Source organism: Flavobacterium psychraquaticum, assembly GCF_034497725.1.
Classification (GTDB): domain Bacteria; phylum Bacteroidota; class Bacteroidia; order Flavobacteriales; family Flavobacteriaceae; genus Flavobacterium; species Flavobacterium psychraquaticum.
In genome coordinates, this window is record NZ_JAXKVR010000029.1 from 287,740 (window position 1) to 307,289 (window position 19,550).

At 32.6% G+C, this 19,550-nt stretch carries 19 protein-coding genes; 4 read left to right on the forward strand and 15 right to left on the reverse strand.

The genetic code is table 11. The annotated features are described in order from the left end of the window. Window positions 1–396: 396 nt before the first annotated feature. From T1L09_RS09470 to T1L09_RS09480, 3 genes are all read right to left on the reverse strand, one after another. Complete coding sequence (locus T1L09_RS09470) at window positions 397–705, reverse strand: hypothetical protein (RefSeq protein ID WP_322550717.1); 309 nt, start codon at window positions 703–705, stop codon at window positions 397–399. A gap of 637 nt (window positions 706–1,342) precedes the next feature. Beyond that, window positions 1,343–2,296: a hypothetical protein gene (locus T1L09_RS09475; protein ID WP_322550718.1), complete on the reverse strand. Its 954-nt coding sequence runs from the start codon at window positions 2,294–2,296 to the stop codon at window positions 1,343–1,345. Window positions 2,297–2,513: 217 nt separating this feature from the next. Beyond that, the gene (locus tag T1L09_RS09480; protein WP_322550719.1) at window positions 2,514–3,521 is read right to left on the reverse strand and encodes a DNA topoisomerase IB; all 1,008 of its coding nucleotides are present in this window, start codon (window positions 3,519–3,521) and stop codon (window positions 2,514–2,516) included. A 165-nt stretch (window positions 3,522–3,686) separates the two neighbouring features. Here T1L09_RS09480 and T1L09_RS09485 point away from each other — a divergent pair, with 165 nt between their 5' ends. Beyond that, on the forward strand, window positions 3,687–4,295 hold the full coding sequence (locus tag T1L09_RS09485; RefSeq protein ID WP_322550720.1) for a YkgJ family cysteine cluster protein: 609 nt from the start codon (window positions 3,687–3,689) through the stop codon (window positions 4,293–4,295). Here the strand turns inward: T1L09_RS09485 and T1L09_RS09490 are convergent. Further along, a complete protein-coding gene (locus tag T1L09_RS09490) occupies window positions 4,292–4,807 on the reverse strand; it encodes an NUDIX hydrolase (protein ID WP_322550721.1) in 516 nt (171 codons plus the stop codon). The genes T1L09_RS09485 and T1L09_RS09490 overlap by 4 nt on opposite strands. 181 nt (window positions 4,808–4,988) lie before the next feature. Between T1L09_RS09490 and T1L09_RS09495 the strand changes: the two genes are divergently transcribed. Next, window positions 4,989–6,206 (forward strand): glycosyltransferase family 4 protein, encoded by a 1,218-nt coding sequence (locus tag T1L09_RS09495; protein WP_322550722.1) that lies wholly within the window; start codon window positions 4,989–4,991, stop codon window positions 6,204–6,206. A 22-nt stretch (window positions 6,207–6,228) separates the two neighbouring features. On the opposite strand, the gene T1L09_RS09500 is transcribed toward T1L09_RS09495, so the two are convergent. The 4 genes from T1L09_RS09500 to T1L09_RS09515 are packed head-to-tail and all read right to left on the reverse strand — an operon-like array spanning window position 6,229 to window position 11,340. Beyond that, window positions 6,229–7,095 (reverse strand): DUF6671 family protein, encoded by an 867-nt coding sequence (locus tag T1L09_RS09500; RefSeq protein WP_322550723.1) that lies wholly within the window; start codon window positions 7,093–7,095, stop codon window positions 6,229–6,231. A gap of 6 nt (window positions 7,096–7,101) precedes the next feature. After that, a complete protein-coding gene (locus T1L09_RS09505) occupies window positions 7,102–9,477 on the reverse strand; it encodes a DUF2309 domain-containing protein (protein WP_322550724.1) in 2,376 nt (791 codons plus the stop codon). 1 nt (window position 9,478) lies between these two features. Then, window positions 9,479–10,966: a proton-conducting transporter transmembrane domain-containing protein gene (locus tag T1L09_RS09510; RefSeq protein WP_322550725.1), complete on the reverse strand. Its 1,488-nt coding sequence runs from the start codon at window positions 10,964–10,966 to the stop codon at window positions 9,479–9,481. Window positions 10,967–11,019: 53 nt separating this feature from the next. Further along, complete coding sequence (locus T1L09_RS09515; RefSeq protein ID WP_322550726.1) at window positions 11,020–11,340, reverse strand: hypothetical protein; 321 nt, start codon at window positions 11,338–11,340, stop codon at window positions 11,020–11,022. 114 nt (window positions 11,341–11,454) lie between these two features. On the opposite strand from T1L09_RS09515, the gene T1L09_RS09520 reads away from it, so the two are divergent. After that, window positions 11,455–12,378: a LysR family transcriptional regulator gene (locus T1L09_RS09520; RefSeq protein ID WP_322550727.1), complete on the forward strand. Its 924-nt coding sequence runs from the start codon at window positions 11,455–11,457 to the stop codon at window positions 12,376–12,378. A gap of 51 nt (window positions 12,379–12,429) precedes the next feature. On the opposite strand, the gene T1L09_RS09525 is transcribed toward T1L09_RS09520, so the two are convergent. After that, window positions 12,430–13,011 (reverse strand): MiaE family protein, encoded by a 582-nt coding sequence (locus T1L09_RS09525; protein ID WP_322550728.1) that lies wholly within the window; start codon window positions 13,009–13,011, stop codon window positions 12,430–12,432. A gap of 200 nt (window positions 13,012–13,211) precedes the next feature. On the opposite strand from T1L09_RS09525, the gene T1L09_RS09530 reads away from it, so the two are divergent. After that, the gene (locus T1L09_RS09530; RefSeq protein WP_322550729.1) at window positions 13,212–13,460 is read left to right on the forward strand and encodes a hypothetical protein; all 249 of its coding nucleotides are present in this window, start codon (window positions 13,212–13,214) and stop codon (window positions 13,458–13,460) included. A 52-nt stretch (window positions 13,461–13,512) separates the two neighbouring features. On the opposite strand, the gene T1L09_RS09535 is transcribed toward T1L09_RS09530, so the two are convergent. Genes T1L09_RS09535 through T1L09_RS09560 form a run of 6 tightly spaced genes read right to left on the reverse strand, consistent with a single transcriptional unit; the run spans window position 13,513 to window position 19,550 of the window. Next, window positions 13,513–14,553: an o-succinylbenzoate synthase gene (locus T1L09_RS09535; RefSeq protein WP_322550730.1), complete on the reverse strand. Its 1,041-nt coding sequence runs from the start codon at window positions 14,551–14,553 to the stop codon at window positions 13,513–13,515. A 54-nt stretch (window positions 14,554–14,607) separates the two neighbouring features. Continuing rightward, complete coding sequence (locus tag T1L09_RS09540; RefSeq protein ID WP_322550731.1) at window positions 14,608–15,807, reverse strand: tetratricopeptide repeat protein; 1,200 nt, start codon at window positions 15,805–15,807, stop codon at window positions 14,608–14,610. A 41-nt stretch (window positions 15,808–15,848) separates the two neighbouring features. Further along, entirely contained in the window at window positions 15,849–16,526 is a 678-nt protein-coding gene (locus T1L09_RS09545; protein ID WP_322550732.1) for a metal-dependent hydrolase, read from the reverse strand. Window positions 16,527–16,557: 31 nt separating this feature from the next. Continuing rightward, entirely contained in the window at window positions 16,558–17,448 is an 891-nt protein-coding gene (gene menA, locus T1L09_RS09550; RefSeq protein WP_322550733.1) for a 1,4-dihydroxy-2-naphthoate octaprenyltransferase, read from the reverse strand. A gap of 19 nt (window positions 17,449–17,467) precedes the next feature. Then, window positions 17,468–18,970 (reverse strand): PH domain-containing protein, encoded by a 1,503-nt coding sequence (locus tag T1L09_RS09555; RefSeq protein ID WP_322550734.1) that lies wholly within the window; start codon window positions 18,968–18,970, stop codon window positions 17,468–17,470. Further along, window positions 18,963–19,550: a PH domain-containing protein gene (locus tag T1L09_RS09560; protein WP_322550735.1), complete on the reverse strand. Its 588-nt coding sequence runs from the start codon at window positions 19,548–19,550 to the stop codon at window positions 18,963–18,965. Before T1L09_RS09560 ends, T1L09_RS09555 begins: the two co-directional genes overlap by 8 nt.

A 19,550-nucleotide genomic window follows, 5' to 3' on the forward strand; every position in this document is an offset into this window, starting at 1 on the left:
ATAAATTATAATTTGGTTAATTTGCTTTTAAAGCCACTGAGTAGCAATACTTAGTGGCTTTTGTTTGTAATCTATTTTGCAAATATTCTTGCTAGTAGTAATTTTATGAATTTTCCTTTACGGAAATACTAATGCATTTACTGTTTCGTGGTTTTAAGAAAATGAGAATTTTTAAACTCTGAAACTTCCAGTAATGAATAGATTTTGTAAATAGCAAGAATTTTAGATTTAGCGCTAGAACCGCAAGATTGTCCATATAATGTTACCGCTCTCTAGATGATGGCAGTTGCGGACTTCGAAACCGTATATTCTGGGCTAAACGAAAATATGAAAAAAACGGTAATTCCACTAAATTCCGCAATAGCCACAAACGTGTGTTAACAGCTGGCAATTTATTTACTTAATTTTTTTTAAGACTTCTAACAGTTTTGGAATTTTATCAACTTGCGTTTCTGTCCAAAAAGTATAATTTAAAATTTCAGGATTATCGTAACTATTAAGTTTTATAGTTATTTTTTTGTCTTTTTCATAAACAAAATATGAGAAAGTCATTTCTTTAGCTGTGAATATAAATTCTGTTGATTTGTCTTTGAACTTTAGATTTAAATTTGGTATCACATTTTTTTCTACGAAAGTTATAAACTCTTCAACTTCATCAATACCCACCCAAACAGTTTTAAATGTATCAGGATTTTTGATAAACATATCTAATTGAAGCGCATTTACTTTTTCATTACTTTTAAGGTCAATAACTTCTATTGGATAAAAATTTACATATTCTCCAATTCCAGACTTAAACTCTGCAATAGTTGACCAATCTTTATTAATTCTCTTAAATTGAGCTTTTTCTATAAATTTCCTTGTAGTCGATTCTTAATTTTCTCTTTGAGAATAAGAAAAAATTGAAAATAAAATAGTTAATATAGTAATGTATTTTTTCATCAGTTTATTTTTGTTAATTATTCTATTTTTTATTGCTTGCTGGTAACTAATAACCATCCTCAAATATATACAACTTTTATTAATTTTAAATGTATTGATTTCATCTGTTCTAATCGCAAGTAACCTTTGATCTTAAATTGAATTCAAACGTTTAGTGAATATTCCTTGTGGTTATGCTTTAATGTTTTTTTTTTGATAAATCTAAAGCATTGCTCTTTTGCTAAACCATTTCATTGTCCGCTAATTTATCAATCGATTTTATGCGTGTGAAATGAAAATTATTAACTAATGTAGGCCCTATCTATATTCAATAATTTAACTGGCGTTAAAATTCTAATTCCTAAAATAGTTGTATTTTAAAATTACAATTACCATATAAAAAAATGTTTTACGCTGGTTTTTAATGTCTGTTATCACAATAGATGTAGATACTATTTCCGGGATTTTCAATGAAATTTATTCCTTCACAACCAAAAGAATGGTATTGAAATCCAAAAAAAACGGCGGGTTTGTTTTTAAATAAATTCCCTGTCCACTGTTGAGGCAAATTCTCATTTTCAATCCCTTCAAAACTAAGTGGAGCGGGTGATTCCGATTCTCCTTCGACAAAAATTTCTTCTAGAATTATTTTTTTAGTTGCTGATTCCACGATTACTAAATGCGTGTCATTTAACAGAAAATAATCAAAGCTATTCATTTGAAATTTATAAAGCTTATTGATTTTTGTGGAAGAAATCGCCTTACTTTTAATTTCTTTTGGCAGCTGATTTGCTGCCATTTTTTTCCAAAGAATAGGTTTAATTTTTCCCGTATTGAATGGATTTTCACGCCCGACATAAACGAAAGCATCGTAGTAAATCCCCAAATCATTTATAGGTAAGAAATTTTGCAAATCAAAACCAATCAAATAGTCATAAGGCATAACTGAATCATCAGTTCCATATAACGAAATATGAGCTAGAAGCGGTAATTCTTTTACTTGAAAAGTGTAAATTGAATCTAAACGATAATTGTAAATAAAAACGTTGTCGGTTTCTTTTATCTTCATAAACTTAAGAAAACGCGTTCGGTATTTTTCGTTTAAAGTATGAAATTGTTCAAATTCATTTTTTCCTAAATATTCAGCTGAAATTACAATAGAATCTTTGTGTTCGCTAAAAGAAAAACTATCCGTTAAAGGAATAAAACCCGTAGATTGATTGGCAATTTTATCGTAACTATGAAGTGGATAAATGATTAAATCTTTATATTTAATACGATCTACATTGTCAACTTCATCTGTGATTGTATCGGTTACAATTTGTGCAGCATTATTTGCAACAACAGTGTCTGAAATAGATTCTTTACAACTCATAAGTTGAAAAAAAGCAAGTAAAATCAATAAATAACAACTATTTTTCATTTTATATCCTATTAATTTGAATCTATTTAATTCGTATTTTAAACAACCTACAAAAGCACAAATTACTTATAAAATTTAGTGCAAATTTTAAAATCAAATGCGAATATAAATAAACTTTAGATAAAATTTACAAACATTTTTTTTAAAGGAAAGTAAAGTTTTAAGTTTGCTACAAATGCTTCATCACTTCTTTTTCAGACGAAGTAAGTTCAAATTGCTTCATTCCGTCATCTTCGTGAAATTTATTTGGAAGACTTTTCTCTTCAATTTTTTGCATAATGTTGGGATGAATATAATAAGAGCGACAAATATTTGGTGTATTTCCTAATTCATCAGCAACCATTCGAATCAACGTATTGCTGAATTTTCTTTTTTTAGTTTGCGCTAAAGCTTCGATTGCGTAAGGATAAAGTTCGACCGCCAATCTACTCGCGACCCAAGTCCTAAAATCCTTACTACTGAAGCTTTTACCCATATACGTGCGAATATATTCATTGACATCATCGCTATCAACTGCATAAAATTGGCCATCTTCATCTTTGTATCTGAAAATTTCATAACCTGGTAATTCCGACGATTTCTTAATTAATTTAACCAAATGAGCATCGTCAATTTCAACGTGACGCATTTGATTACTTTTTCCTTTGTATTCAAAAACGACTTGATTTTTATCGAAAGTCATGTGTTTTCTTCGCAAAGTCGTTAAACCAACCGTTCCGTTTTGACTCGCATATTGTTTGTTGCCAATCCGAATGCCAGTTTCATCTAAAAGCAAAATGATAAGTGCTAAAATTTTATGCCTACTCCACTCTTTTGTGGCAATGTCTTCCAAAACCTTTTTTCTGAATTTGGTCAAAGATTTGCCAAATTTTTTCATTTTGGCAAACTTTTCTTCTTGCTTCTTTTTTTCAAATTCAGAATGATAGATATATTGTTTTCTTCCTTTTGCGTCTCTTCCAATGGCTTGAATGTGGCCATCATCCCATTTGCAAATATAAACATCGCTCCACATTGGCGGAATTATAAGTCTTCGAAACCTGCTTAACAATAACTTATCGGTAATTTTATTGCCATCTTCATCAAAATATTGGTAGCCTCTGCCCTTTTTTCTCTTGTGAATTGACATAGCTTCATCACCCACATGTTTTATTTCTACACTAGTCTTTTTATCTTTCATAATCGATTCTTTTAAATTGAATTAAAAGTAAAAGAAAAGAAAATCTTACTGTTTTAGAATTTTTAGATAATGTTATAAAATTATGAGATAGCCTTTAAAAAATTGAAAAAAAATATACCAAATCTAACAACAAATTCCTTTTTATAGTACCTTCGAAAAAAAAATATGTCTATAGAAGAACGTGTTGTTTTAGTAGAAAAATTATTCTATGATCTCGATTCAGAAATTGCAGAATTTCAAAATCACACAAAATTAAGTTGCGTTGCAGGCTGCGGAAAATGCTGTAATCATCCGGAATTAGATGCTTCACCACTAGAGTTTTTACCTTGGGCTTTTCATTTATTTGTAAATGGTGAAGCTGAAAAAATCTTAGCAAAATTAAACAATACAACTACACATACTTGTTTAATTTATAGTCCAATTTCTTTGCTGGACCAGAACAAAGGAAAATGCAGTGATTATAAATATCGTGGTTTAATTTGTCGTCTTTTTGGTTTTGGTGCCAACAACGACAAATACGGAAAATTGCGTTTAGTAACTTGCAAAATCATTAAAGAAGGTCAAAAAGAAAACCTCGACAAGTCCATAGAATTAATCAATAACGGATTGGAAGTTCCTATTTTCACCGATTATTATATGAATTTATCCCAAATTGATTTTAAATTAGGGAATATCATTGTGCCGATAAACAAGGCGTTAAAATTAGCCATCGAAGAGGTTTTACAATATTATGCATATCGTCCAATGCCCGATGGTTTTACGAATTGTGCCTAAACTAAATAATATTTTTCAATTACGTTTCGTATCGATATAAATCCGATTTTAGATAAATCGATTTGGCTGCGTTGTACCCAAATTAATTCCTGAATTTCGTCTTCAGCTTTAATTTTGATTACTTCGGAAGGCAATGCACATTCGTAGAAAATATCCAAAGTGCGATAGGGAACGTTTTTATACAAATAGTTATTAGGTGAAGTAGTAATATATCGCAAATCTTGCGGCTGAATGGCAATTCCTAATTCTTCCTCGATTTCGCGACAAGCTGCTGTTTCTGCCGTTTCGTTTGGATCGATAAATCCGCCGGGTAAATCTAATTTTCCTTTATCGGGATCGATGTTTCGTACTGTAAATAAAATTTTGTCTTCGAATGTGAAAACGATTGCAACAGCGGCTGCGATGTTGTGATAATAAGTGAATCCACAAGTATTGCACAAAAAACGACGGTTTTCTGGAAAACTAAAATCGGTTGATGCACAACGTGGGCAATATTTAAAGAAAGAAATCATAACTAATTATTTTAGTAAATGTAAGAAAATATTTGTGATTGAAAGATAGGGCAGCGTTAGCGGTTGCAGTGGAAATCCTTTTTTGTGAAATTTTTTCAATTTCACAAAAAAGATTGCAACGGAAAACGCGACCCTTGTGGTAACGCCCAAAAGAGTCAGATAAAAACTTTACTTTTGCTTTATGAAACATTTAGTAATCATCGGAAGCGTTTGGCCGGAACCAAAATCGACGGCAGCAGGAAGCAGAATGTTGCAAATTATTGCTTTATTTCAGCGACAAGATTATGCGGTTACTTTTTTATCTGCGGCATCTAAAGGTGATTTTTCGGCCGATTTGGTTTCGCTTTCCGTAACTACAAAAAATATTGAATTAAATGCAGGCAGTTTTGATGCAGAAATTAAGCAATTAGATCCGGATATCGTTTTGTTTGACCGTTTTATGATGGAAGAACAATATGGTTGGCGTGTGCTTGAAAACTGTCCGAATGCCTTGCGAATACTAGATACTGAAGATTTGCATTTTTTAAGAAAAGCCCGAGAAGTTGCTTTTAAGCAAAACAGATTGTTGCTATTTGAAGATTATATATCGGATGTTTTTAAGCGGGAAATGGCGTCGATTTATAGATGCGATTTGACTTTGTTGATTTCGAAATTTGAGATGGAATTAGCTGTTGAAACGTTTAAAATCGATGCTTCTTTATTGTTTTATTTGCCTTTTTTAAATGAACATAATTCGATTGAGATTCGAGATTTTTCAGAAAGAAAACATTTTATAAGTATTGGAAATTTCTTGCACGAACCGAATTGGCAAACGGTTTTACAACTGAAACAACTTTGGAAAGCGATTAAAAAACAACTTCCGGAAGCCGAATTGCATATTTATGGTGCTTATGTAACCGAAAAAGCAAAACAATTGCACAATGAAAAAGATGGTTTTTTAATTAAAGGAAGAGCCGAAAGTGTCGCAGACGTTTTCTCGAAAGCAAAAGTTTTACTAGCTCCAATTCCTTATGGTGCGGGTTTAAAAGGGAAATTATTTGAAGCGATGCAATTTGGATTGCCTTCAATTACTACAAAAATGGGAGCTGAAGCAATGCACGACGATTTGCCTTGGAACGGATTTGTTTCCGAAAATAACGAAGATTTTATTGAAAAAGCTGTAGCTTTATATTCCGACAACTATTCTTGGGAAACGGCTCAAGAAAACGGTTTTACAATTTTAGAAAAAGTGTATAAAAAAGCACTTTTTGAACCTGATTTTGCTATTAAAATTGAAGATTTAGTTGAAAATATTACATCGCATCGGAATCAAAATTTCTTAGGACAAATTTTGCAACATCAGAGTTTACAGAGCACGAAATTTATGAGTAAATGGATTGAAGCGAAGAATAGTAAATAATTTTCTGCTAAAACAAACCATTCTACGGATTGCAGTAATCGCAAAATGTTGGGTCTTCAAATCCACTTCCGTCTTTCAGCTGTTCTTCAATAAAATCACATTTCTGGCATTGGTAGCGATAGGCTTTTGTAGACTTTGTTGGCACAAGACACAATTCACAAGGAAGACCGGAAATCACGGACTGAATAGTAAATCCGGCTGTATTACATTGCGGACAAAAAGAGTTGCAATTTTTAACAAGATCGAGAACCGCTTGTTCAATAGCTTTCATTCGCGTAGGGTTATGCATCGCTCGCATATCGGTTTCAACTTCAACTTTATGATTTTTTTCTAATGCAGAGCTAACTATTTCATTCAACTCCTTTGGCGAAGCGAAATCTTTATGAATGACTTTTTCATTTGTAATATCGTGTTGTATTTTTAAAATGACGCCGTGCGCTGGATAACCAATAGCTATTTTAAATTCTTCGAAATCGGATAAATTATTGACTTCTTGTCTGCTACTATTGGTTTTAAAAGTCAAATGTCTTCCTACAATTTCCAGCTGATTTTTGTTATCAATCAAAACTACTAACTCTTCATTTGCAGTCGCAAAAAGACTAGCTGGATGAGCGCCGAAAGAACCTTCACTAGCAATTGCTAAAGTAGCATCACACAAAGCTATAGCTGCAAAAGCTTTTAATTTTGCCGTGTGCAAGGGCGAATTATTTCGATTTATTTCACCAGAAAACGTTCCGAAAACATCTGTATTTAAAGTTGGAATTGTAAAGCATTTTACACCCAATTCTTCTTCTAAAAGTGGTGCAACAACACTTTCTTTTTGATGCATCGTTGCAATTACAAGGGAACGGCCACCAAAAATGTGGTGACCGTTTAATTTCTCATTCATACTTTATTAATTACTTTCTGTTAAGGATGCCTCTTCTATTTTATCATTTTTCAAAGCAACCTTTTTTGTAGTTTCCGCAACCCATCGCATCGATTTTTCATATTTCACTACTTGATTATTTTGAGTAGGATCCATAGCTAGTAGATAAATCCATTCGTTATCTAATAATTCTTTTAGGTCATTATTTCTTTCTAATATTTCTGTGATACGCATAACAGGTGCGTTAATAAGTACCGATAGTCGCAAAGGTTGATGGTGCATTACTTCGTCTGATTCAAATAACGATTGCATTGGCAATCCCATTTTCAGGTCACCACCATTTCCTTGCACCACTCCAAATTTTCCGGTGATGTTGTGTGTTATTTTAGAACCTCCGCCATAAACATTATTGTCGACCGTGGAAAAATAGTAGTGATTGTTGATCCACTGCGTCACGACCATCGGGCCTTGCATAATTCCTTCAAGTGCTGCACCCGTGGGATCTAGATTCCATTCATAAGAATGTAGAAAGCAACGACTATCTAAGTTCTTATGCTTTGTTAAGTTACGCGAGCCTACTATAAAACCCGCATTTTTGGCTAATCCCCATTCAGGTCTAGTTTCGCCCCAATCGTTTGCTTTTTGTTCGGCTGTCGAGACACCATTTGAGTTTAAACCGAGTCTATCTTGGGTAGCTGTTTGTTGCGCTTTCGCTAAATTAGCTTTCAAAACTTGTAGTTGGGCTTGATAAGATTGTGGAACTTCCGAATCAAATAATTCAATTTGGTCTGTTGTAGTATTGTGTTCAGCTCCTATAAATATGGTGTTGGTAGGAATTACAATTTTATGTTGTTCTGCCAAAGCGTTTCTTACTTCAGGTAAATTAGCTAATTTAGCAAGCATTCTAGCATTATGCCTTCCCGGACTTGCGGCACAAGCACCACAATCTAAACTTGATCCAAAAGGATTGTTAGTGGAATGACTTCCGTGTCCTACAAAAACTACTAGCGGTGCAAATTGTTTCCAACCCATTAAATCAAACCCTGATTTTACAATTCCTACCTTTTCCGCTAGTGAAATATCTTCAGGGATAGGTTCGGCACTAATAGCTTTATGAATATTAGGTTCGCAAATAGCTTCTGTTTGCGCTTCTTTTCCTCTATTTATTTGATGTAATTTTCTAGGAATTAAAGTTCTTCCTACAAGTGAAAATCCGTAAAAAAGACCTGAAACTTCGACAAAACCAAAGGCAGATGGCAACATATTCTTCATTCGGGTCAAGAAATGATTCGTAAATTGTGATTGCTTATTTTTATTTTTGAAGTTTGAAAAAACTTCTTCTTTTTTAGCTTGAGGCTTTTCGGATACCGTGTAAGCGGATGTTACAATTGGTGGACAAGATTTTCGTGTGATTCCATTTTTTAAATCGGTGTAATCCATTGCAATTCCAAAAAATCCGGCATAACCAAACGTTTCATAATTTCCTTTCGATTCTACGTGTCTTCTGATTAATTCTGAACGCGTATCGATACAAAAAACCATTTGCGCATCAGGAACTTCAGCTATTGTTTCGCTTAATTGTGAATTGTCTTGTAAAGTAGCTAGTAATGCATTTTGCCAACTTTTCTCCCAAGCTTTCAGCCAAACATATTGTAATTTTGCTATTTCATTTCCAATTGTAGCTTTTGGTTTTTCTGGCAGGATGGAAATATTCAATTTCTTTGCAGTCCAGAGTCTTGCTGCCAAATAGTCCATCATACAAATTGGAAACTCTTGTTGCCAATCGGAGCCAGAACTTTCTCGATGATTGATATAACCCGTCCAACCAGGAAGTGATGCTAAATGATGTGTGAAAATTGATGTGTAATGTGCTTCAGAATAATCCTTTAGTATTATTTCAATCGTTTCTAAGCTCGTTTTTGGAATTTCTTTAAGCGATGTAGCACCTGTTTCGGCGTCATAAATTACTAAATTTCTCCAAGCTGTATAAAATCCTTCACTTTTAAAAGGCATTTCCCACTCGGCCAAACCTTCATCCATAAAAGCAGCCAACCACTTAGCCATAATTCGATCCACTTCGTGATTTTCATTTAATTTTTCAACACTTTTTAGCGCTGTAATTTGTTTTAAATAATGCTCTGGTGATTCTGTCAATCCATTTTCTTTCAGAAGGCTAATCAATACTTCTCTGGAAATAGCGCCATTTTCCCAAGCTTGTTGATATAATTTTGCCGCAGGAAACACATTTGTGTTTAAATATTGTTCCGCCGTAAACAAAGCTTCTTTGAAAGATGTATTTTCGTAACCCGACAAAGGATTTGAAGTTACAAAACTATATAAAGGCCAGGTTTTTCCGATGACTTTTGATGCTTGATCAATGCTGTTTAAGATAATTTGGCTCATATTATACTGCTTTAGATTTATACATTAAAACTGATTTTTTATAAGGTTGAGACATATTCATTAACTTGACATAAAGCCAAGGGATTTTTTTATAGCTTCCTAATTTCATAATAAAAAATCCGATTAAAAAGATTACGTTGAAGATAATTTGGGTTGAAGACAAGGCTAAAGGTTGATCTATCATTGGCATATCGGACATTAAAATAGTTACCCCGTTGTACATTAAAGCATATAAACCTATTCCAGAAATAAACAATAAAGGTGGAACGGTAATTTTTTGTACAACAGATAGACTTCTTTCTTTTAGGATATTATAGGTTGCTTGGCCAACTGTTATTGCAACGATTATGGTTAAAAATACGCCACTATCTAATTGCATTCCTTTACCTGTCCAAGTGGCAAAAAGAAATGCACCTAGCGCACCAAACAACACAACAAGAAAAGCTTGACCGGGTTGGATTTTTAATTCGATAGCCTTTTCAGGTCTTGTTTGAGCTATCTCTTCGCCCGCTGATAGAAATAGATAACTTTTATAAAAACCGTGCAGAATTAAATGAACAACTGCTGCATTGAAAAACCCCAAGCCACATTGCATAATCATAAAACCCATTTGCGCAATGGTAGAACAAGCTAATTTTTGCTTGACATTCACTTGTAAAAGTTTTGTGAACTGAGCGATTATAGCCGTTAAACCACCAATAATAAAAAGTACATTTAACATATTAGAAGCGAATAATAAACTTGCAAAAAGTGCTAATAAAATTCCAGATCCGTTTACAAATCCCGCGTGCATTAAAGCAGAAGCAGGCGTAGGTGAAGTCATTGCAGAGAGTAACCATTTGTGAAAAGGATAAATTGCAGATTGTACAATTGTTGCTGCAATTATTAAAAGTGCCGCAGCAATTGTAATGAAAGTAGGAAGTTCATTGACAATTGAGGTTATTTCAGAAAGTGTGAAAATGCCGCTATTAAAAGCTAAAAGCAATAAGCCTAAGGTTAAAAATGCTGTTCCTAATAAAAAATATTTTTGAGCATATTTCGAAGCTTCTCGTGCTTCACCCCAATTTTTATCAATACCAATTAATTGTGCCATAAAAATTCCCATAAACAACCAACTGAATAAAAAGAGGAACACGTGATTAGCTATAACAAGAAGCATAACTGAGGAAGTAAAAGCTAAACTTATGCACATAAATCGAGCGTGGTATTTAAATCCCTTTAGATAATTACTAGCATAACTGCTTACTATTGCGCTAAAAAAAGTTACGGTAGTCCAGATTAACAAAGAGAACCGATTGATTTTTAGTAAGTCGCCCATGACCCACTCTGGAAAGGAATTAAAATTTAAGGAAAGGAAAGTTAAATTACCAATAAATACTAACCATAAAAAAGATGTAATGATTTTAGCAGTAATTAAATTTTGAGAATTTTTACCCGTGTCTGCTGATATTTTTGCGATTTGAAAAGCTGTAGTATTTTCAGAATTCATTTTTTATTTTTTAATGATTATTGATTATGAAAACCGTGTTTGCTAAATTAAAATTAAAAACGAGAAACCTCTGTGAAACTTACTTCAAGAGAACTATTGATCTTTAATTTTGCTCCAAGCTCCTTTGCTCTGCTTATTAATTGTTTGGCTACTAGTTTTTCGTTTTCCAACTCTTCTATCCTAGCATCAATCTGCTCTGTTTTGCAATTGTGATTAGCTTCCCATATCTGGAGACGTTCTATTTTATGAAAATTAACTTTTTCACTAATCAAATTCATAATGATGTGCGATGCCTCAACAGGTGTAAATTCACCTTTCACCAATTGAATGTTCGTAATAGCATTTTCGCCAGTTTTCCCTTCTTTTGTTTCCATAAATAATACTTTAAATAGTGTTTGATACTTGTTATTTATTTTCTAGGGCAAAGATTAAATTTATTATCTATAAATTTTTATTTATATTTGTTATCTAATGTATAAATAATTTTTATGTATTTTACACTACATCAATTGCAGGTTTATTTAAAAATAACCGAATTACAAAGCATCACAAAAGCATCTGAAGTGCTGAATCTGACACAACCAGCAGTTTCAATTCAACTTAAAAATTTTCAAGATCAGTTTCCTATCGCATTAACTGAAGTTGTGGGACGAAAACTTTATGTAACTGATTTTGGAAAAGAGATTGCAATTGCTGCAGAAAAAATTATAAACGAGGCCGATGCCATTAATTTTAGAACATTAGCGTATGAAGGAAAATTATCAGGGCGTCTCAAAATATCGGTCGTTTCTACAGCAAAATATGTAATGCCTTTTTTCCTATCCGATTTTATGAAGCAAAACGAAGGGGTTGAATTGGTAATGGACGTTACTAATAAATCTAGAGTTTTAGAAAGTTTAGAAAAAAACGAAGTTGATTTCGCTCTAGTTTCAGTTTTGCCAAAGAAATTAAATGTTGAAAAAATAGAATTAATGCAAAACAAACTATTTTATGTAGCGAGTAATAGTTTGGAATTTAAAAAAGGTATTTCTGAAAAAAAATTATTTGAAGAATATCCTTTAATTTATAGAGAAGTTGGATCTGCAACCAAAGAAGCTATGGAACACTTTCTTTCAAAAAATAAATTTGAGGTACGGAAAAAACTAGTATTAACCTCCAATGAAGCTGTCAAACAAGCGGTGTTAGCGGGACTAGGTTGTTCAATTATGCCATTAATAGGACTAAGAAATGAGCTTAAAAATAATGATTTACAAATTATTCCTGTAAGCGGACTTCCGATAAATACTTCTTGGAATTTAATTTGGTTAAAATCAAAAAAAATGTCTCCTGCCGCAAAAGCTTATATTGAATTTTTAAATTTACAAAAAGAAACCATTACCCATAAAAATTTCGAATGGATTAAAAATTATTAATACCAGTAAATTGAGATACTGAAACGAGTTCAGTATGACAAAATTCGGCTCCTAACCGTGTATCGTTTCCGATTTACCGTAGCTTTGAATTACTTTTGCTTCGAATTCTAACCATTCTTCCCATCGTTTTTTTACGTCATAACCTTCCTCTGCTAATTCGTGTGCGAAATTTAAAAACGAAGTGTAATGATTGGCTTCTGAAATCATCAATTCTCTATAAAATTCAGCTAATTTTTGGTCTTCAATATTGTCTGAAAGTACTTTGAAACGTTCACAACTTCTGGCTTCAATCATCGCGGCAAACAACATTCGTTCCACAATTAAATGCTTGCGATTCCCTGGTTTCATAAACTTGAACAAATCGTTTACGTAACTATCTTTGCGTTCGCGTCCTAAAACCCAACCTCGTTCTTTTATAATTTCGTGTACTTGCTGAAAATGATCCAATTCTTCCATTGCAATCGACGTTAACTCGGTTGTAATTTCAGTAAATTCAGGCAACATATTAATTAACATAATCGCATTTGACGATGCTTTTAATTCGCACCAAGCGTGATCTGTTAGAATTTCTTCTAAATTTCCTTCAGCAATATTTGCCCATCTTGGGTCGGTTGGTAATTTTAAACGAAACATAAAATGAAGTATAAGTTATGAATTGCTAAATTAAGCAAATTATCACGAAGTTCCTAAAGTAGGCTCAACTCGCATTTATCTTGAAAATTATTTTTAGTCTATGAAAATAGTTCAATTATACAACAAAATCTTAAAATCTTACAACACAATTACTTAAAAACCGACCTATCTTGCACCTATCAAATTAAAACTTAGAAATTATGAAAAAGATAGCCTTGACATTCGCAAGTATTACATTTATGTTTTTAACATCGTGTACAGAAAAAAAAGAACCTGTTGAAGTAATTGAAAAAACAGTAGTTATAGAAAAAGAAGTGGAAGTTCCTGTAAAAGTTGAAGAACCAAAACCTGGAACTTCTATTAGTGTTGGAAAAGACGGGGTAGAATTTTCTACTACCGATAAGAAGAAAAATGTTGAAGTAGATATCAATACAGATAAAAAGAAATAATAAATTTCTTCTTTTTACCAATAAAAAATCCAACAATTGTTGGATTTTTTATTTACGCTAAATTTTCAATATTCCATTTTTTGGATGGATTGTATTGAATTTGACCTCTATTAATTTCTAACGGACAATCAAAATTATTGGTATATAAACTTCCAGTTCCTAATCCTTGTGGCAAACTACTTTTTAAGGTATAAGTGAATTGCGTAATGGCATTTAAACCTACATTGCTTTCTAGAGCGGATGTAATCCACCAACCAATATTCAGTTTTTCGGCAACGGAAACCCATTCTATAGTGCCGCTAAATCCGCCAATTAAACTTGGTTTTAAAATAATATATTGTGGTTTTATTTTTTCTAATAATTCTTGTTTGTTTTCGACGCCATAAACACCTATTAATTCTTCATCCAATGCTATAGGAAAAGGAGGATTTTCACAAAGCAATCGCATTCTTGAAACTTGATTGGCTTTTATCGGTTGTTCGATACTATGCAAATTAAACTGAGATAATTGTTGCATTTTTTCAAGCGCATCATCTGGTTTAAACGCACCATTTGCATCTACTCGAATTTCAATCTGATCAGCCGTAAAATTTTGTCGGATGAAACGTAGTAATTCCAATTCTCTTTTAAAATCGATGGCTCCAATTTTTAATTTAATGCAAGTAAAACCTTCTGCCAATTTTTCTTCGATTTGAGATTTCATAAAATCTTCTTCACCCATCCAAACCAAACCGTTAATTTGCATCGTTTTTTTTCCTTCCGTAAATTCGGAAGGAAATAAATCAAAAGGTGTTTTGGAAACTAATGAAAGAAAGGCAGTTTCAACTCCAAATTGAATGGAAGGAAAATGTATTAATTCATCCAAAAGTTGGTCTTTTCCTAAATGAATATTTTCGCACACCCAATTTAATTTTTCTTCGTAATCCGGTCGATCATCTACAGAAAGGGAACGCAAAATGCCACATTCGCCTATTCCTGTTTTTCCGTTTTCTTCCAATAGTAGAAACCAAGTTTCTTTTTCAGTCAATATTCCTCGTGAAGTGCCACTTGGATGTTTAAAATTTAGTAAATACTTTTTATAGGTTGCTTTCAAAATAGGATTAAAAGGTTAAAAAGGTTACTAGTTTAAATACCTAGACCTCAATGGTTATTCTAAAACTCTCAAGATTTTCTTGAAGTTATTGGTTGGTAATTGATGCTTTTCAAAAGATTCAAAATCTATTTTTGTTTGTTCAGTCCAAGTTTTTCCGGTGAATAAACTTTCGTGAGCATACTTTTTATGAATTGTTTTGGCTTCCGAAATTCTATCAGTAAACAGATAAACGTGTGCCAAATTCAATTGGAAATTTATTTCAGTCGGATTCATTTTCAGACCTTGTAAATAGGCTTCTTCTGCTTTTGTAAATTGTTTTGAATACAGATAATAATCTCCTAAGATACCAAAATCGATTGAAATAGCTCGATTTTTATTAATTATTTCCGTTTGAATTGTTTCAATAGCTTCTTCATACCTTCCTTTTTGAAAAGCTACGAATGATTTATCACGAATGATATCATAGAGCAATTTTAGTTCTCCAGTACTTTTTAAACTTTCTTCCGTAATTTTTTCAATTTCAGAATTTTTCTCAACTGACAACAATTGAGTAAATTCACGATAAGTATATTTTTTGGTGATATTTTCAATGAAATTAGCATAAAACTGTTCTTTTTTGGTCAATTTTGGTACAATAGGAAGTTTTTTTGCTATTGCAACTAATTCGTTTTTAGAAGATTTATCCCAACCTCTACTGGCTTTATAATCGACCCAAGGCACAACTTCTAAAACTATTTTTTGATCCATTACCCAGTTTTGGCTTTCAAAACCGAACCATAAATTTGGTAAATTCGCTAAACATAAGGATGATGCTGAAATCAACTTCGCATCTTTATTTACTTTTTCTTTTTGTTCCCAACACGCTTTATCGGTTTTGCCTTCTTTTAGGAATAAGTTTGCAGAAGTTGCTTCTTGAAACAAAGCAAAAGTACATTTGTCATTTCCTGCAATGGAAGAAGTTAAATGAATGGCACCTGCTGTTCCTTGGCTAATTCCGGTAGGATCAGGAATGGCTTTTAACACCGAAACTAAACTCGAAGTCAGTTTTTGATTTTCATCTAAAACGGTAATTCGATAGACAAATTCAGTGGTTCCCACCGGTAAATCTTCCGCTTTAATTACGGTTCTCTTTCCTGCTGAAAGCTTAATTTCTTTTGAAGTTGCCCGTTCTTTATCCCAAAATCCATCTGTTTTCTGAGCGAAAAAAGGTGCCGTTAATAATAAGAAAAGAACTGTATATGAAAATTTTTTCATTTTAATTTTTAATAGCTAAATGCAATTTAAATGCCAAAGAATTACAATTCAATACTTTGACCAATTTCTAAAAGCATTAAATCTTTTCCTTTGTCGAAAAATTTACGTTTGGCTTCTTCGTGATTTATTTCAATGTAACCAAAAGTATCGTAATGATAACCTAAAACCTTATCACATTCCACAAAGTCTGAAGCAAAAATAGCATCTTCAACATCCATTGTGAAGTTGCTTCCAATAGGTAAAATCGCTAAATCTAATTTGGTTCGCATTGGAATTAATTTCATATCCATAGTCAAAGCAGTATCTCCGGCGATGTAAATATTCTTGCGTTCGCCTTCAATTACGAATCCGCCTGGTTGTCCGCCGTATTTTCCGTCTGGAAAAGAAGATGTGTGAATGGCATTGACATATTTCACAGTTCCAAATTCGAAATCCCAACTTCCGCCGTGGTTCATCGGATGAAAATTAAATCCCATTTCACCATAATGCGACGCAATTTCAAAATTAGAAACAATCACTGCGTCGGTACGTTTAGCAATCGTTTCCACATCTAAAATATGGTCTTGATGTGCGTGAGTAAGTAGAATAAAATCGGCTTTAAGCGAATTAATGTCGATGTGAGAAGCTTTCGGATTTCCAGAAATAAATGGATCAACAATAATATTGACGTCATTGACTTCAATTCCAATACAAGCGTGACCGTAAAATGTGATTTTCATAGTTTACAAAAATTAATTGTTATAAAAATATTTAGCTTAGAAAAACTAAAGCTAAACAAAATAATAGACTTAACGCAAATGTGCTTAACGCCACTTTTTTTAGTTCTGGATCAAAATCTTCATATTTTTTAGACTTTTTCACTGTTTTTAAATGCATTGCTAGCACCAAAATAATTGGCAAATAAATGTACATTTTTATAGCAATCATTCCACTGAAAAAGACAAATAAAACTAAAGCTATAGAAATTAAAGTGTAATGATATTTTTTCGCTTTTTCTAATCCCATTTTGACCACTAAAGTATTCTTTCCAGCAATTCTATCATTTTCAATATCTCGCATATTGTTTAAATTCAAAACAGCAACACTTAACAATCCGATAGCAATCGCAGGAAAAAACAAGGTCCAATCGATAAAATGCGTGAATAAAAAATTAGAACCAATAACTGAAACCAATCCGAAGAAAATAAAAACAAAGAGATCACCAAAACCGCTGTAACCATAAGCATTACTCCCAACGGTATATTTAATTGCGGAACCAATAGAACCAATTCCTAGTAAAATAAAAATTAAACTTAATGCGAAATTTTCCTTTCCAAAAGCAAAATAAATTAAAGCTACTGCTAAAATAAATGTGATTGAAGCCGTAATTATGACTGCTTTTTTCATTTGAGAAGCAGAAACAACTCCTGCGGCAACCAAACGCTTCTCTCCTATTCGATTTACATCGGTTCCTTTTATTCCATCGCCGTAATCATTGGCGTAATTGGATAAAATTTGTAAGCCTAAAGTCGTCAACAATGCTAAAACTACGATTCTCCAATCGGAAAACCCTTGGTAATAAGCAAAAGCACTTCCCACAATTATTCCTGAAATAGAAAGAGGTAACGTTCGCAATCGTGCGGCTTGAATCCAGTTTTTCATATTTTTTTATTTCAATTTTTTACATCCAATTTTTATCAGATGATTCAATTTGGTACAACCAATAATTGATTAACTTTTTAATTTCTGTGTAATTTGCCGTTGTAAAACTGACAGTTCCACCAGCTGTTGACATTGTTACCGAACCAATATCGGTTATTTTCTGCCAAGCAAATTGTTGCGTTTGAATCGCTTGAATTTTATAAGGTTCAATTATGGTTGTATCAATATCCCAAGCACCATTTTGTTTGATGATGAAATCATTTGACACATATAATTTATAATTCTTGAAGGAAAACCAAAGTAAGACCCCAGCAAAAACGGAGAAAATTATAGCATAAAGAGCGAATTCCTTCCAGCTGAAAAAAGCATTATTCCAATTTAAAAGTATAGCAATAGCAATTGGAACCATCCATAAAAAGAACGTATTAACTCCTAACTTCCGCCAGTTTGGTAAATGTAGAATTCCTTTTTCGGGTAATTTTGAGAATAGCAATTTTAGAATCGCATTGCTTTCATTTTGAGAACAACCGGGCACTTCAATTTTATCTTTTTCGGTTTGTTTTGTAGCATCGCTAGAAGCCTGACGCACTCCAATGGTTGTGACATCTAATTTCTTCTGTAAATAATTTTGAGTGATTTTTACAATTTGCACTTTATTAGGATTCAATAAAATATTTTTTGTGGCCAATAATCCATAAGTCAACACAATCGATTGATGACTCTTCTGAATTGTAAAATCGAAATATTTTAATAGCGTTCGACCCAAATTCACAACTAAAACCAAAACGATTATTATCGCAATAAATACTAAAACCGAAGTGAGAATCGGTAAAGCATCTAAAGTATTAATTTGATTTTCAACGTATTCATCAGCTACATTAATTTGTCTCACGTTTTCTAAGATTGTACTAAAAACAACCAATATAAGAGCGAAACTCTTTACATAATTAGAAGTAAATCCGATTTTTATCAAACTTAAAATTCCGATTTTCACGAAAGCTGTTGGTTCCGATTCGCTTTCGTTTATAGTATTTTCTGAAGTTGGATTAATTTCTGAATAATGGATCAAGCGTTCTTTTAAAATCAACGCTAATTCGTGTGAAATGGCACTAATTGACCCTTCTTTTTTGTCACTTCCGGCGGTATCGATTTCTAGTTTATGGACATTTACCAAACGTTGAATTAAACTCTGATTAATATTTACTTGTTGAATTTTATGCAATTGCATCGTGATTTTAGTCTTTTTCAAAACACCTTTCTGAATCACAAATTCATTGGTTTCTTCGTCAATATAAAAGGTAAAAAACCAATATTGCAAATACGAGAAAAATCCGATTACAATCAGAAAACCGGCTACACTTCCAAAAACAACTAATTTATTTAAAGTCTCGAATTTTACTAACCACAACAGCAATATCGGCCAAAAAGCACGAACACTCTTTTGCAAGGTATTGACAAACATCACTAGAATTCCAGTGAGTGATTGCCTTTGTGGTTTCGAAAAATCTACAGAATTACTCATTACTTTCTGAGATTATGGTTTCAGAAAATACGTCTTCTGGATCTTCTTTTAGTGGAATTTGCTTTGGTGGGTTGATTTTTTGAGAAACCATATTTTTAATTTGCTGAGCTTCTTCCAATAATAATCCCGGAATTTCTAAATCCGAACTGCTTCCGCCGGCAGTGAACAATTCAATAGAAGCTAATCCTAAATTTCGAGCAATAAATCCTTGGTGTAAAGCCACGTGTTGCACACGATTGAACGGAACAACTGTAGTGCTTTCCGAAATTAAACCCGATTTATAAATGGCATCGTGCGTTCTAAAAGCAAAGCCTTTTTTGCTGAAACTCAATTTTATATAAAAAAAACTAGCTATGCAAACTAGAATAATTACTGGTAAAATTCCGTTTATAAACATTTGCGTCCATTCAAATGGATTTAATATAAATACTATGGCATATCCTATAAAAATTAGTCCGAATAACACGAAGAAATTCACCAACATAACTTGGAAGTACTTCTTTTGTAAGGGTTTTAGTTGTACTTCTTCAAATTTTGGAAGATTTTGAAGATCAATAGTTTCGTTTGAAAAGTTTTCCAT

What these genes read in the sequence shown, in the direction of transcription:
- menA (WP_322550733.1), bottom strand. Translation starts at nt 17,448, where the DNA reads ATGAAAAACTGGATTCAAGCCGCACGATTGCGAACGTTACCTCTTTCT.
- T1L09_RS09525 (WP_322550728.1), bottom strand. Translation starts at nt 13,011, where the DNA reads ATGTTTCGTTTAAAATTACCAACCGACCCAAGATGGGCAAATATTGCT.
- T1L09_RS09500 (WP_322550723.1), bottom strand. Translation starts at nt 7,095, where the DNA reads ATGAATGAGAAATTAAACGGTCACCACATTTTTGGTGGCCGTTCCCTT.
- T1L09_RS09560 (WP_322550735.1), bottom strand. Translation starts at nt 19,550, where the DNA reads ATGGAAAACTTTTCAAACGAAACTATTGATCTTCAAAATCTTCCAAAA.
- T1L09_RS09475 (WP_322550718.1), bottom strand. Translation starts at nt 2,296, where the DNA reads ATGAGTTGTAAAGAATCTATTTCAGACACTGTTGTTGCAAATAATGCT.
- T1L09_RS09485 (WP_322550720.1), top strand. Translation starts at nt 3,687, where the DNA reads ATGTCTATAGAAGAACGTGTTGTTTTAGTAGAAAAATTATTCTATGAT.
- T1L09_RS09480 (WP_322550719.1), bottom strand. Translation starts at nt 3,521, where the DNA reads ATGAAAGATAAAAAGACTAGTGTAGAAATAAAACATGTGGGTGATGAA.
- T1L09_RS09490 (WP_322550721.1), bottom strand. Translation starts at nt 4,807, where the DNA reads ATGATTTCTTTCTTTAAATATTGCCCACGTTGTGCATCAACCGATTTT.
- T1L09_RS09540 (WP_322550731.1), bottom strand. Translation starts at nt 15,807, where the DNA reads ATGAAAAAATTTTCATATACAGTTCTTTTCTTATTATTAACGGCACCT.
- T1L09_RS09530 (WP_322550729.1), top strand. Translation starts at nt 13,212, where the DNA reads ATGAAAAAGATAGCCTTGACATTCGCAAGTATTACATTTATGTTTTTA.
- T1L09_RS09555 (WP_322550734.1), bottom strand. Translation starts at nt 18,970, where the DNA reads ATGAGTAATTCTGTAGATTTTTCGAAACCACAAAGGCAATCACTCACT.
- T1L09_RS09505 (WP_322550724.1), bottom strand. Translation starts at nt 9,477, where the DNA reads ATGAGCCAAATTATCTTAAACAGCATTGATCAAGCATCAAAAGTCATC.
- T1L09_RS09510 (WP_322550725.1), bottom strand. Translation starts at nt 10,966, where the DNA reads ATGAATTCTGAAAATACTACAGCTTTTCAAATCGCAAAAATATCAGCA.
- T1L09_RS09495 (WP_322550722.1), top strand. Translation starts at nt 4,989, where the DNA reads ATGAAACATTTAGTAATCATCGGAAGCGTTTGGCCGGAACCAAAATCG.
- T1L09_RS09470 (WP_322550717.1), bottom strand. Translation starts at nt 705, where the DNA reads ATGTTTATCAAAAATCCTGATACATTTAAAACTGTTTGGGTGGGTATT.
- T1L09_RS09545 (WP_322550732.1), bottom strand. Translation starts at nt 16,526, where the DNA reads ATGAAAATCACATTTTACGGTCACGCTTGTATTGGAATTGAAGTCAAT.
- T1L09_RS09515 (WP_322550726.1), bottom strand. Translation starts at nt 11,340, where the DNA reads ATGGAAACAAAAGAAGGGAAAACTGGCGAAAATGCTATTACGAACATT.
- T1L09_RS09520 (WP_322550727.1), top strand. Translation starts at nt 11,455, where the DNA reads ATGTATTTTACACTACATCAATTGCAGGTTTATTTAAAAATAACCGAA.